14 protein-coding genes are annotated in these 17038 nt (G+C 68.9%); 11 read left to right on the forward strand and 3 right to left on the reverse strand.

Annotated features, from left to right (window positions below):
* Nucleotides 1-308: 308 nt before the first annotated feature.
* On the reverse strand, nucleotides 309-530 hold the full coding sequence (locus IG65_RS0130280; RefSeq protein WP_030518370.1) for a hypothetical protein: 222 nt from the start codon (nucleotides 528-530) through the stop codon (nucleotides 309-311).
* 176 nt (nucleotides 531-706) lie between these two features.
* On the opposite strand from IG65_RS0130280, the gene IG65_RS0130285 reads away from it, so the two are divergent.
* The 5 genes from IG65_RS0130285 to IG65_RS0130305 all read left to right on the forward strand — a co-directional run bounded on the left by IG65_RS0130285 (nucleotide 707) and on the right by IG65_RS0130305 (nucleotide 7182).
* Nucleotides 707-1921: a lipase family protein gene (locus tag IG65_RS0130285; RefSeq protein ID WP_030518371.1), complete on the forward strand. Its 1215-nt coding sequence runs from the start codon at nucleotides 707-709 to the stop codon at nucleotides 1919-1921.
* 185 nt (nucleotides 1922-2106) lie between these two features.
* Nucleotides 2107-3558 carry a lipase family protein gene (locus tag IG65_RS0130290; RefSeq protein WP_030518372.1) on the forward strand — a complete coding sequence of 484 codons (1452 nt, stop codon included), beginning with the start codon at nucleotides 2107-2109 and terminating at the stop codon, nucleotides 3556-3558.
* A gap of 431 nt (nucleotides 3559-3989) precedes the next feature.
* Nucleotides 3990-5186, forward strand: coding sequence for a CdaR family transcriptional regulator (locus IG65_RS0130295; RefSeq protein ID WP_156055850.1), 1197 nt, complete (start codon nucleotides 3990-3992; stop codon nucleotides 5184-5186).
* The gene (locus IG65_RS0130300; RefSeq protein WP_030518374.1) at nucleotides 5183-6142 is read left to right on the forward strand and encodes an acyl-ACP desaturase; all 960 of its coding nucleotides are present in this window, start codon (nucleotides 5183-5185) and stop codon (nucleotides 6140-6142) included. Before IG65_RS0130295 ends, IG65_RS0130300 begins: the two co-directional genes overlap by 4 nt.
* Nucleotides 6139-7182: an alpha/beta hydrolase family protein gene (locus tag IG65_RS0130305; RefSeq protein ID WP_030518375.1), complete on the forward strand. Its 1044-nt coding sequence runs from the start codon at nucleotides 6139-6141 to the stop codon at nucleotides 7180-7182. Before IG65_RS0130300 ends, IG65_RS0130305 begins: the two co-directional genes overlap by 4 nt.
* 20 nt (nucleotides 7183-7202) lie before the next feature.
* On the opposite strand, the gene IG65_RS0130310 is transcribed toward IG65_RS0130305, so the two are convergent.
* The gene (locus IG65_RS0130310; protein WP_030518376.1) at nucleotides 7203-7829 is read right to left on the reverse strand and encodes a YdcF family protein; all 627 of its coding nucleotides are present in this window, start codon (nucleotides 7827-7829) and stop codon (nucleotides 7203-7205) included.
* Between the two features lie 373 nt (nucleotides 7830-8202).
* On the opposite strand from IG65_RS0130310, the gene IG65_RS0130315 reads away from it, so the two are divergent.
* From IG65_RS0130315 to IG65_RS0130325, 3 genes are all read left to right on the forward strand, one after another.
* Entirely contained in the window at nucleotides 8203-9429 is a 1227-nt protein-coding gene (locus IG65_RS0130315) for a triacylglycerol lipase (protein WP_030518377.1), read from the forward strand.
* A gap of 241 nt (nucleotides 9430-9670) precedes the next feature.
* Nucleotides 9671-10693 (forward strand): alpha/beta hydrolase family protein, encoded by a 1023-nt coding sequence (locus IG65_RS0130320; protein ID WP_051757233.1) that lies wholly within the window; start codon nucleotides 9671-9673, stop codon nucleotides 10691-10693.
* Between the two features lie 177 nt (nucleotides 10694-10870).
* A complete protein-coding gene (locus IG65_RS0130325) occupies nucleotides 10871-12268 on the forward strand; it encodes an AarF/ABC1/UbiB kinase family protein (protein WP_030518379.1) in 1398 nt (465 codons plus the stop codon).
* 13 nt (nucleotides 12269-12281) lie between these two features.
* Here IG65_RS0130325 and IG65_RS0130330 read toward each other — a convergent pair whose 3' ends face one another.
* Nucleotides 12282-12842: a QsdR family transcriptional regulator gene (locus IG65_RS0130330; RefSeq protein WP_030518380.1), complete on the reverse strand. Its 561-nt coding sequence runs from the start codon at nucleotides 12840-12842 to the stop codon at nucleotides 12282-12284.
* Nucleotides 12843-13021: 179 nt separating this feature from the next.
* Here IG65_RS0130330 and IG65_RS0130335 point away from each other — a divergent pair, with 179 nt between their 5' ends.
* The 3 genes from IG65_RS0130335 to IG65_RS0130345 all read left to right on the forward strand — a co-directional run bounded on the left by IG65_RS0130335 (nucleotide 13022) and on the right by IG65_RS0130345 (nucleotide 17033).
* Nucleotides 13022-13993 carry a phosphotriesterase gene (locus IG65_RS0130335; RefSeq protein WP_030518381.1) on the forward strand — a complete coding sequence of 324 codons (972 nt, stop codon included), beginning with the start codon at nucleotides 13022-13024 and terminating at the stop codon, nucleotides 13991-13993.
* A gap of 88 nt (nucleotides 13994-14081) precedes the next feature.
* The gene (locus IG65_RS0130340) at nucleotides 14082-15602 is read left to right on the forward strand and encodes a class I adenylate-forming enzyme family protein (protein WP_030518382.1); all 1521 of its coding nucleotides are present in this window, start codon (nucleotides 14082-14084) and stop codon (nucleotides 15600-15602) included.
* A 72-nt stretch (nucleotides 15603-15674) separates the two neighbouring features.
* Nucleotides 15675-17033 (forward strand): TIGR01777 family oxidoreductase, encoded by a 1359-nt coding sequence (locus IG65_RS0130345; RefSeq protein WP_030518383.1) that lies wholly within the window; start codon nucleotides 15675-15677, stop codon nucleotides 17031-17033.
* The last annotated feature ends 5 nt before the right edge of the window (nucleotides 17034-17038 follow it).

Here is a 17038-nt window from a genome sequence, read left to right on the forward strand (position 1 = left end):
TGGCGTCGCCGGGCAGGGTGCCGCAGGGGGCGACGTTTTCGACGAAGTGGCCGACCATGTGCCGCGACAGCGACCACACATCCTTCAACGGCGACGACATGGGCCGTCCCGAGAAGGTGAGACTGGACCTGTTGGAGCTGTCGACGGTCATCACTGACTCCTTCTACTCCCGAACTATCTGTTCCGGCGGTTAACGCTAACCGGCGGGCCGGGAACCGAGGGTGCTTCGCGAATCGTCTGTGCGGAAATCGAAGCAGGTCGGCGGGCCGTTGTGATCGCTCACAGTCGCCGGGACGCGGATCGGTTCCTCAATGCCACAATCGGCGGCAGGGCAGCGGTCGCAATCCGGGCCGGACCATGCCGTCCACGGTGACCGCCAGCCCGGAATGCACGGCGGCGGCGGCGAACTCCCAGGCCTCGGCGCGGGTGGCGGCGTATTCGAGCACCATGTCGCCGTCGGGGCCGGTGCCGCCGAAGTAGACCGTGATCCGGCGAGTGGGTATGTCGGGGGCCGTTTCGGAGATGTCCATAGCCGTGCTCCTTTGCATCGGTGCAGGAACGAAGCTACGTACTCGCGGGTAACCCGAACAGGTTTCAGTGCGGAATTCATCGCGTGACACATACCGCCGCGCGGCAAACTTGTGATTTCTCAGGACCTGCGGTGCCGATTTCGGGTTGCCTCGCGCGCGCGATAATCTCTTGGCCCATGGGCCTCACCGCGGTCCGGCGGGCGCTGAGCGTCGCCGCCGGCAGTCTGTTGCTGTTCGCTGCCGCCACGACTTCCGCACCGGCGCAACCGATCTACCCGGCACCGGACCCGGATCCGTTCTACGCCGCGCCGGCCGACATCGCCGAGCACAAGCCGGGCGATGTGCTGGCGACGAAACCGCTACCGCCGCTGGACATCTTCCCCGACACCGACATCACGCTGATCAAGTTCCGCTCGACCAATTCCGAGGGCAAGCCGATCGCGGCGACCACCACCGTCCTGACGCCGCGCAAGCGGGCGGCCGACGGGCCACTGCTGTCGTATCAGACGATCATCAACGGACTCGGCGCCGATTGCAGTGTCTCCCATGTGCTCTACACCAAGAACCCGGATCTGATGGTCCGCGAGGCGCCTGCCTACAACGTGGTGTTGCAGCGCGGCTGGAGTATCGCGATGCCCGACCATCTCGGGCCGCAGTTCGCCTACGGCGCAGCGCGTCTGGGCGGCCAGATCACCCTGGACGGCATTCGCGCGGTACAGCACGCCGCCGATCTGAAACTCGAGCACAGCCCGGTGACGATGGCCGGCTACTCCGGCGGCGGCATGGCCACCGCATGGGCGGCCGCGCTGGCGCCGGTCTACGCACCGGAACTGCGCATCGCAGGGGCCGCGGCCGGGGGCGTGCCGATGAACATGGTGAAGATGCTGGAGGGCCTGGGGTACGGCTCGCATCCGGCCTTCGGCCTGGCGATGGCGGCCGGACTCGGCCTGGAACGTGAATACCCCGACCGGTTCCCGCTGTCGGACCAGCTCAACGACAAGGGTATGGCGGTGCGGCAGGTGATGGCGAACAGTTGCACCAACGGACTGCTGGCCGCGGGCGCGGGGCACGGGGTGAGCGAGTTCGCGAAAACCACGTCGATGACCGAGGATCCGGTCGCGCGCAAGGTGGTCGAGGACAACAGTCTCGAGCTCTACACCGACAGCGTGCCGAATATGCCGGTCTTCGAATGGCATTCGCCCATCGACGGCCTGATCCCGGTGGATTCGATCGTCAATACCGATCGGCGCTGGTGCCAGGCCGGGGTCACGGTCCAGTCGGAGGCCATTCCGGTGCCCGACCACCTCACCGCGGCCGTGCTGGGCCTGCCGCAGGTGCTGAGCTGGCTCGACGGCCGCATGCACGCTCAGCCGGTGCCGAGCAACTGCTGAGCGCGCCGGCCCCGCACCGCGCGGGCGTGCCGGATTCGATATCGATGCGGACTCGCGGCGCGCACGATCCGAACACGCCGCCCGGACAGCCGGATTCGCCCCGGTAATCTCGAAACACCTGGTTCAGCGCGGAACTCGGGTTGGCAGCGCACGGGAACCAGCGGTGAGCTTTAGTGGGGTGCGCCATGCGAATCCGGCATGTACTGGTCACGGTATTGCTGATCGGTTGCGGTCCTGTTGCGGGTACCGCAGCGGCCCAGCCGCCGATTCCCCTGCCGGCCTTGCCGTTACCGGCGATCGCCTTACCCGGGTTGCCGGGGCAACCGCTCGCACCCCAGGATCCGGATCCGGCGCGGTCGAATCCGCCGGCGCCGGGGCTCGCGCAGCTGCAGCAGTGGATCAACGTCCTGGTGCCGCCGCCACCCATCCCGGTGGCCGATCAGGCGGCCGCCGGGGAGACCGGCGTCACCGCCGACCTGGCCCGGCTGCAGCAGGCCGTCATGCCCTCGCCGGTGGGCGATCCGCTGCTCGACGACTGGCCCGCGGATCTCGCGGGGCTGCGGCCCGGTGATGTGATCGCGACCCGGGACGTGACGGCGACCGCCGCTCCGCTGCTGGTGGTGCCCGTGCGGCAGGCGTTGCAGGTGAAATACCGCACCACCGACGCCCACGACGCACCCTCGTATGCGACTGCGACACTGGCGATTCCGGCCGCACCGTGGACGGGTCCCGGATCGCGGCCGGTGCTGGTGAACAATCTTCCCATCGACGCGCTGGGCCGGACCTGTACGCCCGGCTACACACTCGCGCACGGTTTCTCCGGGGATACCGGCACCACCGATTTCGTCCCGCCCACCACGCAATTGGCGCTGTTGCGCGGGTACGCGGTGCTGATTCCCGATCACGAGGGTCCGCGGATGGCCTATGCCGAACCCTTCGTGGCCGGCCACGCCGTGCTCGACGCGATCCGGGCGATGCGCACGGAGCTGCCCGCGGAATTCGGCGCCAGCCGCTACGCCATGCACGGATACTCCGGTGGTGCCATCGCCACCCGCGGCGCGGTGGCGCTGATCGATTCCTACGCACCGGAATTGGCGCCGCTGATCGTCGGCGCCGCATTGGGCGGCGTGCCGGCCGACTATCAGATCCTCTCGCAGAGCATGAACGCCAACTTCGCCTCGGGTGTGTTCCTGGCAGCCACCTTCGGGGTGGGACGGGAGCGGCCGGAAATCCTGGCCAGGATGAACAATCTGGCCCGGTGGGCGGCCCTCTCTCCGCTCAAGGACACCTGCGCCGGTGTGTTCGCCGTTCCCGGGGTGCTGTCACTGCCGATCGATATCGCCGCCGACACCCCCGATCCGCTGCACAGCGCGCTGGCCGGTGACATCTACCGGGTGACGCGGATGCAGGGCATGAAATCCGCTGTGCCGCTGTATGTCTACAACGGCGAACAGGAATTCTGGATTCCGGCCGCCGGGGCGCGCGAGTTCTATCGCGACCAATGCTCACTGGGCGTGGCGGCGGTGTATCGCAGCGTGCCGGGCGAGCACATCATCGCAGCGGGCTTGGGGTATCCGGAGGCCATGGGCTGGGTCGATCAGCGATTGCAGGGCGTTTCCGCCCCGAGTGAATGCTGAAACGGCGGCGTCTTTCTCTCGCGCCGGGGCGCGGATGATTTTGTGCCGCCACCCCAGCCGCCCCCGGTGCGATTCATGAATTGTCATCGGATCGACGGTGTTTCGGGTTCGAGGCGATTCCGTGGCCGTACCGTGATGTGAACGCGGCACCGGTTTTTGCGCGGACGGTGCCGCGTTCGGCAACCGGCGCACCCGCACCTTCCGTAAGGAGAGGAGGTCGGCAGTGCGGACGCCGGACCGGCCACCGGTGAGCGGCTCCCAACTCGAAGCCGCCGCTCACGGCACACAGCTCGACCCGCGGCACCAGGACTTCCAACCCCTTCCTCGACGCGGTCACTGTGCGTAGCAGTGGAACCGCCCGCCGGGTGCACCCTCACCCCAAGGCATCCGGCGGGCACACTTCGCGCGGGGACAGATTCTGGAGCGACCCGATGACACCATCCGCACCCAGCCTGGCGGCGACTCTGACCCGAAGTGTGCGCACCGACGCGCCGGCGCCGCATTCCGACACCACCGCCGAATTCGGCGCCGGGGTGCGCGAATGTCTCGCCCTGGCCGCCGATATGGTCGCCGAACCCGATCCCGAACCGGCGGATGCCGCGCGGCTGGCCGAACTGGTCGGCCGGGCCGGCGCCTGGGCGCGTGAGGGCATCGACCTCGACACCGTGCTGCGCGCCTACCACGAGGCGGTGCGGCGCGCGTTCAGCGATATCGCCGGTGGCCGCGGTGACGGCGAGACGTTGTTCGCCGACGCCGAGCAGGCCCTGCGCCTGCTGGAGACGGTGACGGTCGCCACCTCGGCCGCCTATCTCGACGAACACCGTTCGGCCGCACGGCATCATCAGACCGCGGCCCAGACCCTGGTCACCGCGCTGCTCAGCGGACACGGCCGCGCGGCGCTGGCCCGCCGCACCGGGATCGCGGTCGCGCCTGCCTATCAGGTGGTGGCGCTGTCGATCGCTCCGCATCCCGGCGAATCCGATCCACGTCGCAATGCCGAAACGGTGGCCCGCCGCAAACTGCGCCGACTGCAGAGCGCGCTGGCGCCGGTGCTGGGTTCACGGGCGCTGTCACTGCTCTCCGTCGACGGCGGCACCGTGCTGGTGCCGGTCGACGACCCCGATGCCACCGCCCGCATCGACGCCCCGGTATTGACCGCCGACACCCTGGACGTACTGTCCGCGGCGGCCTCGGTGCCGCTGACCGCGACCGTCGTCGCCGGTCCCACCGCACGCATCCCGGAGCTGGCCGCCCAGGCCCATGAACTGCTGGAACTGGTACGCGCACTGGGCCGCCCGCCGGGGCTGTACGAGATCGCCGACGTCGCGGTGGAGTACCAGCTGACCCGGCCCGGTCCGGCGCGTGCGCATCTGGCCGCGGTGCTCGGTCCGTTGCGGCCGCATCCGGATCTGCTGGAAACCCTTCGCACCTATGTGGATTCGGGTCTGGACCGCAAATCGACCGCGGTGCGGCTGGCGATTCACCCGAACAGCGTCGCGCACCGGGTGCGGCGCATCGAGCGACTGACCGGAATCGAACTGGCCCGCCCGGACGATCTGGCACGCGCGAGCCTGGCGTTGCTGGCCTTCGACCTCGGAACCGATTCGCGCACCGAGGGGTATGCGTGAGCCTCGCCGTGACCGATCACGATCTGCTCCGCGCGTTGGAACCTGTCGCCGAACGCTGCCTCGCGGATCATCTGCGCAAGGCGCGCGCCTGGCATCCGCACGACTACGTGCCCTGGGGTGAGGGCCGCAATTTCGCGGCACTGGGCGGAAACGATTGGGAGCCGCGACAATCGGCGTTGCCGGAGGTGGCTCGGGTGGCGTTGGTCACCAATCTGCTCGCCGAGGACGATCTGCCCTCCTGCCATCGCGCGATCACCGAGATGGTCGGCGGCGACGGGGCCTGGGGCACGTGGGTGGGATGCTGGACCGCGGAGGAGAACCGCCACGCGATCGTGATCCGCGACTACCTGGTGGTGACCCGCGCGGTGGATCCCGTTGCGCTGGAACGCGCCCGGATGACTCGGCTGACCAGCGGCGTCGCCGCGCCGGAGGTCCCGCGGTTGCTGCGCGGGTTGGCCTGTGTGACACTGCAGGAGCTGGCCACCCGGATCAGTCACCGCAACACCGGCATCGCCTGTGGTGAACCGATCGCCGACCGGATGCTGTCGCGCATCGCCACCGACGAGAACCTGCATATGATCTTCTATCGCAATATCTCCCGGGCCGCCCTCGAGCTGGCTCCGGACGCGATGATGCGTGCGATCACCGAGGCGGTCACCGGTTTCCGCCTGCCCGGGTCGGCAGGGCCCGGCTTCCGGCGGCACGCGCTGCTGCTGGCCGCCCACGGCATCTACGATCCGCCGCAGCATCTGGAGACGGTGCTGCGTCCGGTGCTGCGCAACTGGCATGTGTTCGATCGCACCGATCTGACCGGGACGGGCGAGCGGGCCCGCGACGAACTGGCCGCCTATCTGGCCGCTCTGGAGAAGACGGCCGTCCGCTTCCGGGAACGGCGGGAACGAGCGCGCGCCCGGGAGACGGCGTTCGCGGACGGTCCGGCGGTGGTGCAGCGGTGATCACTCGTGCGGCGCTGAGCGCTGCCTTGGCCGTGGCCGCCGGCGCGATGGCGGCGGCTCCGGTGTGCGCCGATCCGGCCGCGCCCCCACCTCCGGCCCCGCCGGCGATCGATCCCGCCGTGACGCGAACGGAATTGGTGCGCACCGAAACCCGCGGGCCGGGCTGGGATCGGCTGTATGTCGCCTCCGCCGCGATGCATCGGGTGGTGCCCATCGATGTGCTGCACGGCGCCGGGAGCGAACCCCGGCCCACCCTCTATCTTCTCGACGGCGTGGAGGGTGCGGCGACCTCGGGCTGGCTCACCGACGGCGACGCCGCGCGCTTCTTCGCCGGCAAACCGGTCGACGTGGTGCTGCCCGGTGACGGCGTGGGCAGTATGTACGCCGACTGGGACCATTACGACCAGAACCTGGGCCTCAACCGCTGGGAGACCTTCCTCGTCGACGAATTGCCGCCGATCGTGGAGAAATATCTGCATGCCGACGGGCGCCGGGCCATCGCGGGAGTGTCGATGGGAGCGCAGGCGGCGATGATGCTGGCACAGCGCCATCCCGGCTTCTATCGCGCGGTGGCGGGCATCAGCGGCTGTTATTCCACCGCGGACGAGGTCGGCCAGGCCGTCACTCGCATCACCGTGGCCTCGCGCGGCGGCAACCCCGAAAACCTCTGGGGCCCACCGAATTCGCCGGAGTGGGCGGCCCACGACAGTTATCTGGGCGCCGATACCTTGCGCGGCACCCCGATCTATCTGTCGGCCGCGACGGGCCTGCCGAGCCCACCGGATCTGACCGCGATCGCCACAGCGCACGACGTCGCCGGTGCGCTGCGGTCCGCGGGTGGTGGCGTGGCGCTGGAGGCGGGGGCGCGCACATGTACCGAGCGCTTCGCCGCGCGGCTCGCTCAGCTGAACATCCCGGCCACCGTGCGCTACATCCCCGCGGGGACGCATTCGTGGCCCGATTTCACCGCCGCCTTGCCCTCGGCATGGGATGCGCTGGCCGTCGGGCTGGGGATAGCGCGGACCTGGGGTCCGCGCTGAGACGACCGGCGACTCCGGTTTCACTGTCGGGGCCCGAACACCTCCAGCACCACCGGCGGCAGATCCTGCGGGCTGACCGTGCCGACCACCGGCACGCCCGCATCGACGAAATCGGCTACGGCGCGGGGCATGTGGTCGGCCGAGGTGACGACCACCGCATCGCCGGCGCCCAGCGCGTGCATCATTTCCGCGGAGTTGGTGGCGTTTTCGACGGTATCGCCGGCACGTGATTCGATGTGGATCCGGTCGGGGGCCGTGCCGTGGGCGACGAGCCAGCGGGCCATGGCGTCGGCTTCGGTGGTGCCGCCCTGCGGATTTCCGCCGGTGACGATGATCGGCGAGGCCGGCGACACCATCGCCTGCACGAGCGCCGCCTCCAGCCGGGCGACGAGTTCGGGGCGCATGGTCCCGTCGGGCATCAGCCCGTAACCGAGCACCACGATCGCGGTGGTCGGCCCGTGCGGGGCGGGCAGCGGCGGCAGCGGATCGCCGACGGCGCGCAGCTGTTCGATGACGCCGGCCGCATCGGTGAGCGGATCGGCAGCTGCGGCGGGAAGCGCGACCGCGGTGAGAGCGCCGACGGCCAGCGCGGTGGCGGCGAGCAAGCGAAAACCGGTGGGTCGCACAGTGATACGAATGCCGGGCATCAGGACTCCAGACGACGTGGGGCCGTGCCACGTGCTCACGTGGACCGGACCGGACGGACAACTCCCAGTGAGAATCCGATATCTGTTCGTGATTGCGTCGTAATTGGTTGTATCGCTGGATATTTCACGGCACATTCGGGATTACTGCTGTGACTGCGCCGATTCGGGAAAAGCTCCGGCGTCGCCGGACAATTCGCCCGGCTGTGCAACTTCACTGCGGTCCGTTCGGCGTCTCGTGAGATTCCGAAGAGACTGCCTTTGTCGGTATCGGCGGCTCGTCAGCGACTTTAGCGTCTGAGTTCGGTTTCGGCCGCGCGGCTCGCGGTCGCGCATCGCAACAAAGAACGCCGATGTTCTGACGAAAGGTTCACCCATGAGACCAAACACCCGCCGCAGGTCGCTGAGCGCCGCGGTCGTCGTGGGGGTTTCGCTGTTGATGATGGGCTTCGCGGGGGTCGGCGCCGACGCCGAGCCGGCGGGGGCGTCGAACGATCAGCAGCAGGAGCAGCAACTGGTCGACTTCATCGACCAGGGACTGAAGAATCCCGCCGCCCACCCGATCGCCGACACCGGCAGCGCCGGCACCGGTTCGGCCTGCACCTCGGGCAGTGGCGCGGGCTCCGGCAACGGCTCCGGTGACTGCTACGGCGGCTCGGGGTCCAGCTCGGGATCATCGGGTGGAACCTCCAGCGACACCATCGGCTACGGCCCGGCACAGAGCTCGTTCCTGGCCGCCTTCGGCTACGGCCTGCTGCATCCGGATGTGGCCCCGCCGGGGACCAACGACTGGAATTGCAAGCCGACCGCGGCGCATCCGGAGCCGGTGGTGCTGGTGCACGGGACGTGGGAGAACGCCTACGACAACTTCTCCTTCGTCAGTCAGCCCATCAAGGACGCCGGCTACTGCGTCTTCACCTTCAATTACGGCAAATCCAATCTCATTCAGGGCGGCGGACTCGGATCGGTACTGCCGGGTGCCAACGGCACCGGTTTGATTCAGGATTCGTCGAAGCAGTTGGCGCAGTTCGTGGATCGCGTGCTGGCCGCGACCGGGTCGCAGAAGGTGAATCTGGTCGGCCATTCTCAAGGTGGCGCTATGTCGCGGTGGTATCTGAAGTTCGACGGTGGTGCGGCGAAGGTGCATCACATGATGACCTTCGGCGCCACCAACCACGGCACGACCCTCGACGGTATCGGGGCGCTGGGCCGGGCCATCAACAACTTCGGCATCGACGTGCTCGGACTGGTCGAGATCTTCGTGGGCCACTCCGGTATCCAGCAGACGGTCGGTTCGGATTTCGTCAATCAGCTCAACGCCGGTGGCGACACCATGCCCGGTGTGGACTACACGGTGGTCGGCACCCGCTACGACGAGGTCACCACGCCGTACGACCTGACCTTCCTGCAGCCCGGGCCCGGTGCGACGGTCGAGAACGTCACCCTGCAGGACGGATGCGAGCAGGATCTGTCGGATCACCTGACGATGATGTATTCGCCGCGGGTGTTGTCGATCATCCTGCATGCCCTCGACCCGGCCCAGACTCCTGCGCTGACCTGCAGCTTCAACCCGTGGCTGCTGGGCGGCGGCGGCAAGCTCTGAGTCGTGGCGACCTGCCCGCCGGAACGCGAAAACCCTGAATTCCCCTCGTGTTCCGGCGGGTCGCACGCCGCCGTGGGGTCCGGCGCGGATCGGGGACACGCCGGCCTCGTATCCGCGCTCAGGAGTGCACACACCCACGGTGGTGCGCCCGCCGGGCGATGCCCTCACACCGCATCGCCCGGCGGGCCTTTTCGTCTCGGCCCGCCGCTGCGGCGATCCGTTACTTCGCGAAGGAGTTCTCATGTTCGGAAAGATGTTGCGCGGCAGCATCATTCCCGTCGTTCTGGTGCTGGCGGGCGCGGTGCTGGGGGCCGCGCCCGCCGGCGCGCAACCCGAACCGGTCGCCGCGGACGGGTCGGCGGTCACCGGCAGCTGGCGGCTCTATCCGCGCACCGAGCAGTTGCGGGTGCATTCGGCGGCGATGAACACCGACATCATGGTGAAGGTGCAATTGCCCGCCGACGACCAGGCGCCCGCGCCGGTGCTGTATCTGCTCAACGGCGGTGGGGGAGGACAGGATTCGGCCACGTGGGAGCGCAACACCGATGTCGCGGGCTTCCTGTCCGCGAAGCAGACCTACGTCGTGCAGCCGGTCGGGGGCCGCTGGAGCTACTACACCGATTGGCGCGCGCCGGATCCGAAACTCGGTGTGTACAAATGGAAGACGTTTCTCACCGCGGAACTGCCGCCGCTGATCGACGGGCGCTATCGCACCACCGGCGCCAACGCGCTGGCCGGGTTGTCGACCTCGGGAACCTCGGTGTTGCAGTTGCCGATCGCCGCCCCGGGACTGTATCGGTCGGTGGCCGCGTATTCCGGATGTGCGCAGATCAGTGATCCGATCGGCCGGGAATTCGTCAAGATGGCGGTACAGACCTGGGGCGGCGGCGATGTGGAGAACATGTACGGCCCCGACGACGATCCGATGTGGGCGGCCAACGACCCGTACGTGCACGCCGACGGGCTGCGGGGACTGAATCTGTTCATCTCCACCGGAACCGGCGTGCCCGGTATGTACGACGTGTACGGCGGTGACCACATGCAGCCCGGTCCGCGCGGATATCTGGATCAGCTCGTGATCGGCGGGGTGATCGAGGCCGCGGTGAACTGGTGTACGCACAATATGTCGACTCGTCTGGGGGAGTTGGGTATTCCGGCGACCTTCGACTTCGAACCCACGGGCACACACTCGTGGGGCTACTGGCAGGACGCGCTGAAACGCTCCTGGCCGATACTCGCCGCGGGTCTCGGCATCGCGCCGTGAACCGGCCGGTCACGCCGTGACGGTGGCGTTGCTGCGAGCAGGGCGGTTCGGGTGCGGCGGGTCACATCGGCCGGTACGGTGGCCCGGCAGTCGTAGACTGTGCACGAACGATACGACGATGGGACGGTCGCAACGGATGATTCGGGCAGGTGAGCAGGTGACCGGCGGGGTCCTGCGGTGACGGCGGCGGCCACGCAGACCGCCTCCGGACCGGGCGCGGGGGCGACTCCGCCGCAGCCGGTACCGGCGCTGGAGAAATTCGGATTCGCGGAGTTCCGGCGTACCGCCGCGATCGGCACGACGATCGGCAGCCGGGTGACGCGCCGGGTCCTGCGTGAGGGTCTGCGCCCGGCCAAGCGCCGGCGGGCGATGGCCGACGGCACGGTCGACGGTTTCGAGGCGCTGGGCCCGATGTTCGTCAAACTCGGCCAGCTCATCGCCTCGTCGCCGGCCTCGTTTCCGGACGAGCTCGCCGACGCGTGCCTGCGCTGCCTCGACGACGTGCCGCCGTTTCCGGCCACCGACGCCCGCGCGGTGATCGAGGCCGATCTCGGCGCCCCGATCGACCGGCTGTTCCGGGAATTCGACGACGAACCGCTCTCGGCCGCCTCGGTGGCTCAGGTGCACGCCTGCGTGCTCGCCGACGGCCGCCCGGCGGTGCTGAAGGTGCAGCGCCCCGACATCGCCCGCCGCATGATCGTCGATCTGCGCGCCGCGTACCGGCTGGCCGGTGCGCTGACCAAACGCTCGGAGAACGCCCGCATCGCCAATGCCGAAGGCGTGGTGCGCGATCTGTTCGACACGACCGTCGCCGAGCTGGACTTCCGCAACGAGGCCCGCAATCAGGCGCAGGCGAGGGCCGATCTGGCCGCCTTCGGCGACAACACCGGTGTGGTCGTGCCCGAGGTGTACTGGGAGTACTGCGGTCCGCGCGTGCTGTGCATGGAGCGGATGAGCGGCATGCCGCTCGACCGCTTCGACGACATCCGCGCCGCCCATCCCGACCCCGAGCTGCTGATCCGCCGTCTGGTCAAGGCTTGGGTGGAAAGTGTTGTGGTGCACGGCCTTTTCCACGGCGACGTGCACGCCGGAAACCTCTGGCTGCTCGACGACGGCCGCGCCGCCATGCTCGACTTCGGCATCGTCGGCACCATGACGCCGCAGTGGCGCGCCTTCGTGCGCGCACTGTTCCACGCCAGCGCCATCGACGGTGACTTCCGACCGGTCGCGCGGGCACTGCGGGAACTGGATCTGCTCGACGGCGACGACGGTGACGACGCCACCATCGGCCGGCAGCTGGCGACCGCGCTGGCGCCGGTGCTGTCGGGCAAGCTGGCGAAACTGGATATGGGCAAGGTCGCGGCCCGGCTGGTGGAATTCGGCAAACGCCGGGGCGCCTCGGGCCCGCAGCAGTTGCTGCTGATGGGCAAACAGCTCGGCTACTTCGAACGCTATGCGGTCGCGCTGGCCCCGGGCTGGCGGCTAGGTCAGGATCTGTACCTGTTCCGCAACATCTTCCCCGATGAGGTGGCCGCCAAGGTCGCCGCCGACGGTATCGAACTGCCCGCCGACTGAGCTCACCGGTCGTTCACGCCCGGCGTTCGCCGAGGAGCAGGGCGACGATGGCCAGCGCGGTGTCGATCCGTGGTCGATCGCCGCCGAGCAGGGGTGCGTAGAGGTGCGCGTCGCAGATGCGGACGATGGCCTCGGCCAGGACATCGGCGGCCAAGGGCAACGTCAGATTTCCCTGACGTTGTTCGCTGTCGAGCAGTTCGGCGACCATGCGCGCCGACGTCGATTCGATCCTGCCGGGGAGCAGCGCGAGCCGGATGAACAGCGCCGGTTCGCGACTGGTGAGCGTCCGCAGTGGTTCGGACTCGGCGACCGCGTTCATCACCCGTTCGAGGGTGTCGAGAACGAGGGCCGCACCGGATCCCGTGGCGGCGGTGAAGACCTTGCGGTAGGTGCGTTCGGTGGCTTCGGCCAGCACGGTCGCGATGAGGTCGTCCCGGTTGCCGACGTGCCGGTACAGCGTCGCGCGTCCGATGCCCAGGTCGCGGGCGAGCACCGACATGTCGAGTTGTTCGCCCGCCAGGTACAGCTTCGTCGCCGCGTCGACGGCGCGACGCCCCTCGGAAGTAGCGATCATGTCGTCCATCTCCTCATACCGCGGCAGGCCGTGCCGGCTCGGCGGCCGTATCGAGCTGGTTGACGAATCCTCGACTCTGAGACACACTTGCGCAGTGTCTCACACAGGATGGCGTGGATCACATTGTCCCGGTGGTCTTCATAGCCGTCCTGCTCGTCGCCGATACCCCGAGGAATTCGATGTCTACCGTTGAAACCGTCCGTGGACCCCTCGACACCGCTGCCCTGGGCAAGGTGCTGATGCACGAGCACGTTTTCGTGCTCGGCGAGGAGATGCGGCAGAACTATCCCGAATATCCGAATCAGTGGGATGAGGACGCGCGGGTCGCGGATGCGGTCGCGAAGTTGCGTGAATGCGCCGCGCGCGGAATCGACACGATCGTCGATCCGACGGTGATCGGGCTCGGTCGCTACATCCCGCGGATTCAGCGGATCAATGAGCAGGTCGACATCAATATCATCGTGGCGACCGGTCTCTACACCTACAACGAGGTGCCGTTCCAGTTCCACTACACCGGCCCGGGCCTGCTGTTCGACGTCGACGAGCCCTTGGTCGAGCTGTTCGTCAAGGACATCCGCGAAGGGATCGCCGGAACCGGCGTGAAGGCCGCATTCCTGAAGTGCGCGATCGAGGAACAGGGCCTGACGCCCGGAGTCGAGCGGGTGATGCGCGCGGTCGGCCAGGCCCACGTGGAGACCGGGGCGCCGATCACGGTGCACACGAACGTCCACAACCAGTCCGGCCTGATCGCGCAGAAGGTGCTCGCGGAGGAGGGGGTGGATCTCGGCAAGGTCGTCATCGGGCACTCGGGCGACAGCACCGATCTGGATTATCTGTGCGCACTGGCCGACGCCGGCTCCTATCTCGGCATGGACCGATTCGGACTCGACGTCTTGCTGCCGTTCGAGCAGCGAGTCGACACCGTGGTGCGACTGGTCGAGCGGGGGTACGCCGAGAAGATGGTCCTCGCCCACGACGCGGCGTGTTTCATCGACTGGTTCTCCGAGGAGGGCAAGGCCGCCGCCGTGCCGAACTGGAACTTCACCCATATCAGCGACGACGTGCTGCCGGCGCTGCGGGCGCGTGGCGTCACCGACGAGCAGATCGACACCATGCTCGTCCACAACCCGCGCCGCTATTTCGGTGCCTGAGCTCTGCACGGGCCGTGATGTGTTGCGCGCCCGGCGAAGTGCGAACGCGGCCGATCGAGGAGATGCACTGATGACAACCGAACCCGCGGTGATCGAGATTTCGCGCCGCGACAATCCCTTTCCGCGCACCGGCATCGCCGAACGTGACGGTGTCGCGCACTACACCGGCCTCCCGGCGACACTGCTGGATATGCTGCGCGCCCAGGTGGAGGCGCGGCCCGAGAGTGAAGCGGTCGTCGAACTCGGAGCGGATCGCCTGACCTATCGGCAGTTGTGGGAGCGTGCCGCTCGGGTCGCCGGCGGTCTGCGTGCGGCCGGATTGGAACGCGGAGACCGTGTCGCGGTGCGGTATCCGGCCGGGGTCGACTGGGTGCTCGCCTTCTGGGGCACGGTGATGGCGGGCGGTATCGCCGTCGCGGTCAACATCCGCTCGGCCGGGCCGGAGGTCGAGTTCGTGCTGGCGGATTCGGGCGCACGGATCGACCTCGCTCCCGGCATACCGCTTCCCGACGGCGAACCGGTTGTGACGCAGGATCTTTCGGCTGCCGATAGCGCGGCGATCTTCTACACCTCGGGCACCACGGGCCATCCCAAGGGTGTGCCCACCACGCACGAGGCGTTCGTGACCAATGCCGAGAACATGGTGCGCTGCATCGGACTGCCCCGCGATATCGGCGAGGGCATGCGGACGCTGATCTCTGTTCCGCTGTTCCACGTGACCGGCTGCAACTCCCAGCTGCTGACCGCCGTCCATCTCGGTGGCACCGCGGTGATCATGCCGGCGCTCGGTCTTCCCGAGCTGATCGCCGCGCTGTCGACGGAGCGGATTTCGTTCCTGGTAACGGTGCCGGCGGTCTATGCGCTGATGTTGCGGCACCCCGACTTCGCCGGCGCGGACACCGCCACGGTGCGCTGGGTGGGCTACGGCGGCGCGCCGATCGCACCGTCGCTGGTGCTGTCTTTGAAAGACGCGTTCCCCAACGCCCAGGTCTTCAACGGATACGGCATGACCGAGACCGCGTCCCTGATGACGGTGTTGCCCGACGGCGACGCCGTCGACCACGCCGATTCGGTCGGCTACGCGGTGCCCTCCGTCCAGCTCGGCATCGCCCCGCTCGGCGAGGAGCCCGGCGTCGGCGAACTGGTCGTGCGCGGGGCGAATGTCACCGGCTGCTATTGGAATCGGCCCGAGGCCGACGCCGCGACCATCATCGACGGCTGGCTGCACACCGGTGACGTGGTCCGCGTCGACGACGCCGGGCGGGTGCACATCGTCGACCGCATCAAGGACATCATCAACCGTGGCGGGGAGAACGTCTCCAGCGTCGAGGTGGAAGCGGTCCTGCTCGCGGCGCCGGGTGTCACCGACGCCGCCGTACTCGCCGTGCCGGACGCGGTCATGGGGGAGAAGGTCGGCGCCGTCGTGGTCCCCGATCCGGGCGGGCTCGACATCCCCACTCTGATCGAGCACTGCCGCCAACGGCTGGCCGACTTCAAAGTGCCGCAGTATGTGACCGTGGTCGGCGAGCCGTTGCCGCGCAACGCCGGCGGCAAACTGCTCAAGGCCGCGTTGCGGGAGCGGACGACGTGGGGCGATCCGCTGCGGTGAGAACGGCGACGCCGCCCGGCGGTGCCGGTGGCCGGCCGTTTCGGGCCGGTGTCGCGGGGGTACTGCCGCCTCATGGGTTTCGAATCGGCGAATGTCGTGGACTTTCCGCAGGCCGAGGTCTTCGAATGGTTCACCCGGCCCGGTGCGCTGACCAGGCTGGCGCCGCCGTGGCAACCGGTGCGGGTGGTCCGCGAGGCGGGATCGCTGAAGGACGGGCGCGCCGAACTGGCACTGCCCGGCAACCTGCGCTGGGTGGCCCGCCACGACCCGGTCGCCTACGACCCGCCGCACCGTTTCGCCGACGAGCTCGTCGCCGAGGGCCCCGCCTCGGCCTTCGCGCACGTGGTGCCATGGCGCCACACCCACGGCTTCGAAGCCGTCGACGCGGGGCGCACCCGGATCGTCGACGAGGTGGATACGCCCGTGCCCGCCGCGCTGCTGCGGCCCATGTTCGAATACCGTCACCGGCAGCTGGCCGGTGATCTGGCGGCCCACGCCCGGGCCGCCGAGAACGGCCTGCGATCGTCGACCATCGCGATCACCGGCGCCTCGGGACTGGTCGGGACGGCCCTGACCGCATTTCTGCGAACCGGCGGCCATCGCGTGATCCGGCTGGTGCGCGGGACCACACACGAACGCGACGAGCGGCAGTGGGATCCGGCCGCGCCCGCCGCCGATCTGCTGGACGGAGTGGACGCGCTGATCCATCTGGCCGGGGCGCCGATCGCGGGCCGGTTCACCGACGAGCACAAACGTCGCGTGCGCGACAGCCGCGTGGGACCCACGCGCGCGCTCGCGGAGCTGGCCGCGCGAACCGGATTGCCGACCTTCGTCGGGGCCTCCGCGATCGGCTACTACGGCTACGACCTCGGCGATCGGGTGCTCACCGAGGACAGTCCGGCCGGTGACGGATTTCTGGCCGAGGTGGTCTCGGCCTGGGAGGACGCCGATCGGCCCGCCCGCGAGGCCGGGGTCCGGGTGGTGCGGGTGCGGACCGGGCTGGTGCAGTCGCCGGCCGGCGGGCTGCTGCGCTTGTTGCGGCCGTTGTTCAGTGCCGGATTGGGCGGGCCCATCGCCGGTGGGCGGCAATGGATGTCGTGGATCGGCATCGACGACATGATCGACATCTACCACCGTGCGCTGTGGGATACCGCGCTGTCGGGTCCGGTGAACGCGGTGGCACCGCATCCGGTCCGCAACGCCGAATACACCCGCACGCTCGCCCGCGTCGTCCACCGGCCCGCGATTCTGCCGGTGCCGCAGGTCGGTCCGGCGCTGCTGCTGGGCGGGCAGGGCGCGCGGGAGCTGGCCGCGGCGAGTCAGCGGGTGGAGCCGGCCCGGCTGCTGGCCACGGGCCATCACTTCCGCACCGACCGTCTCGAACCGGCGCTGCGGCATGTGCTGGGCCGGCTCGAGGCGCCGGGGGAGTAGACCGC

Source organism: Nocardia sp. NRRL WC-3656 (assembly GCF_000720265.1).
GTDB lineage: Bacteria > Actinomycetota > Actinomycetes > Mycobacteriales > Mycobacteriaceae > Nocardia > Nocardia nova.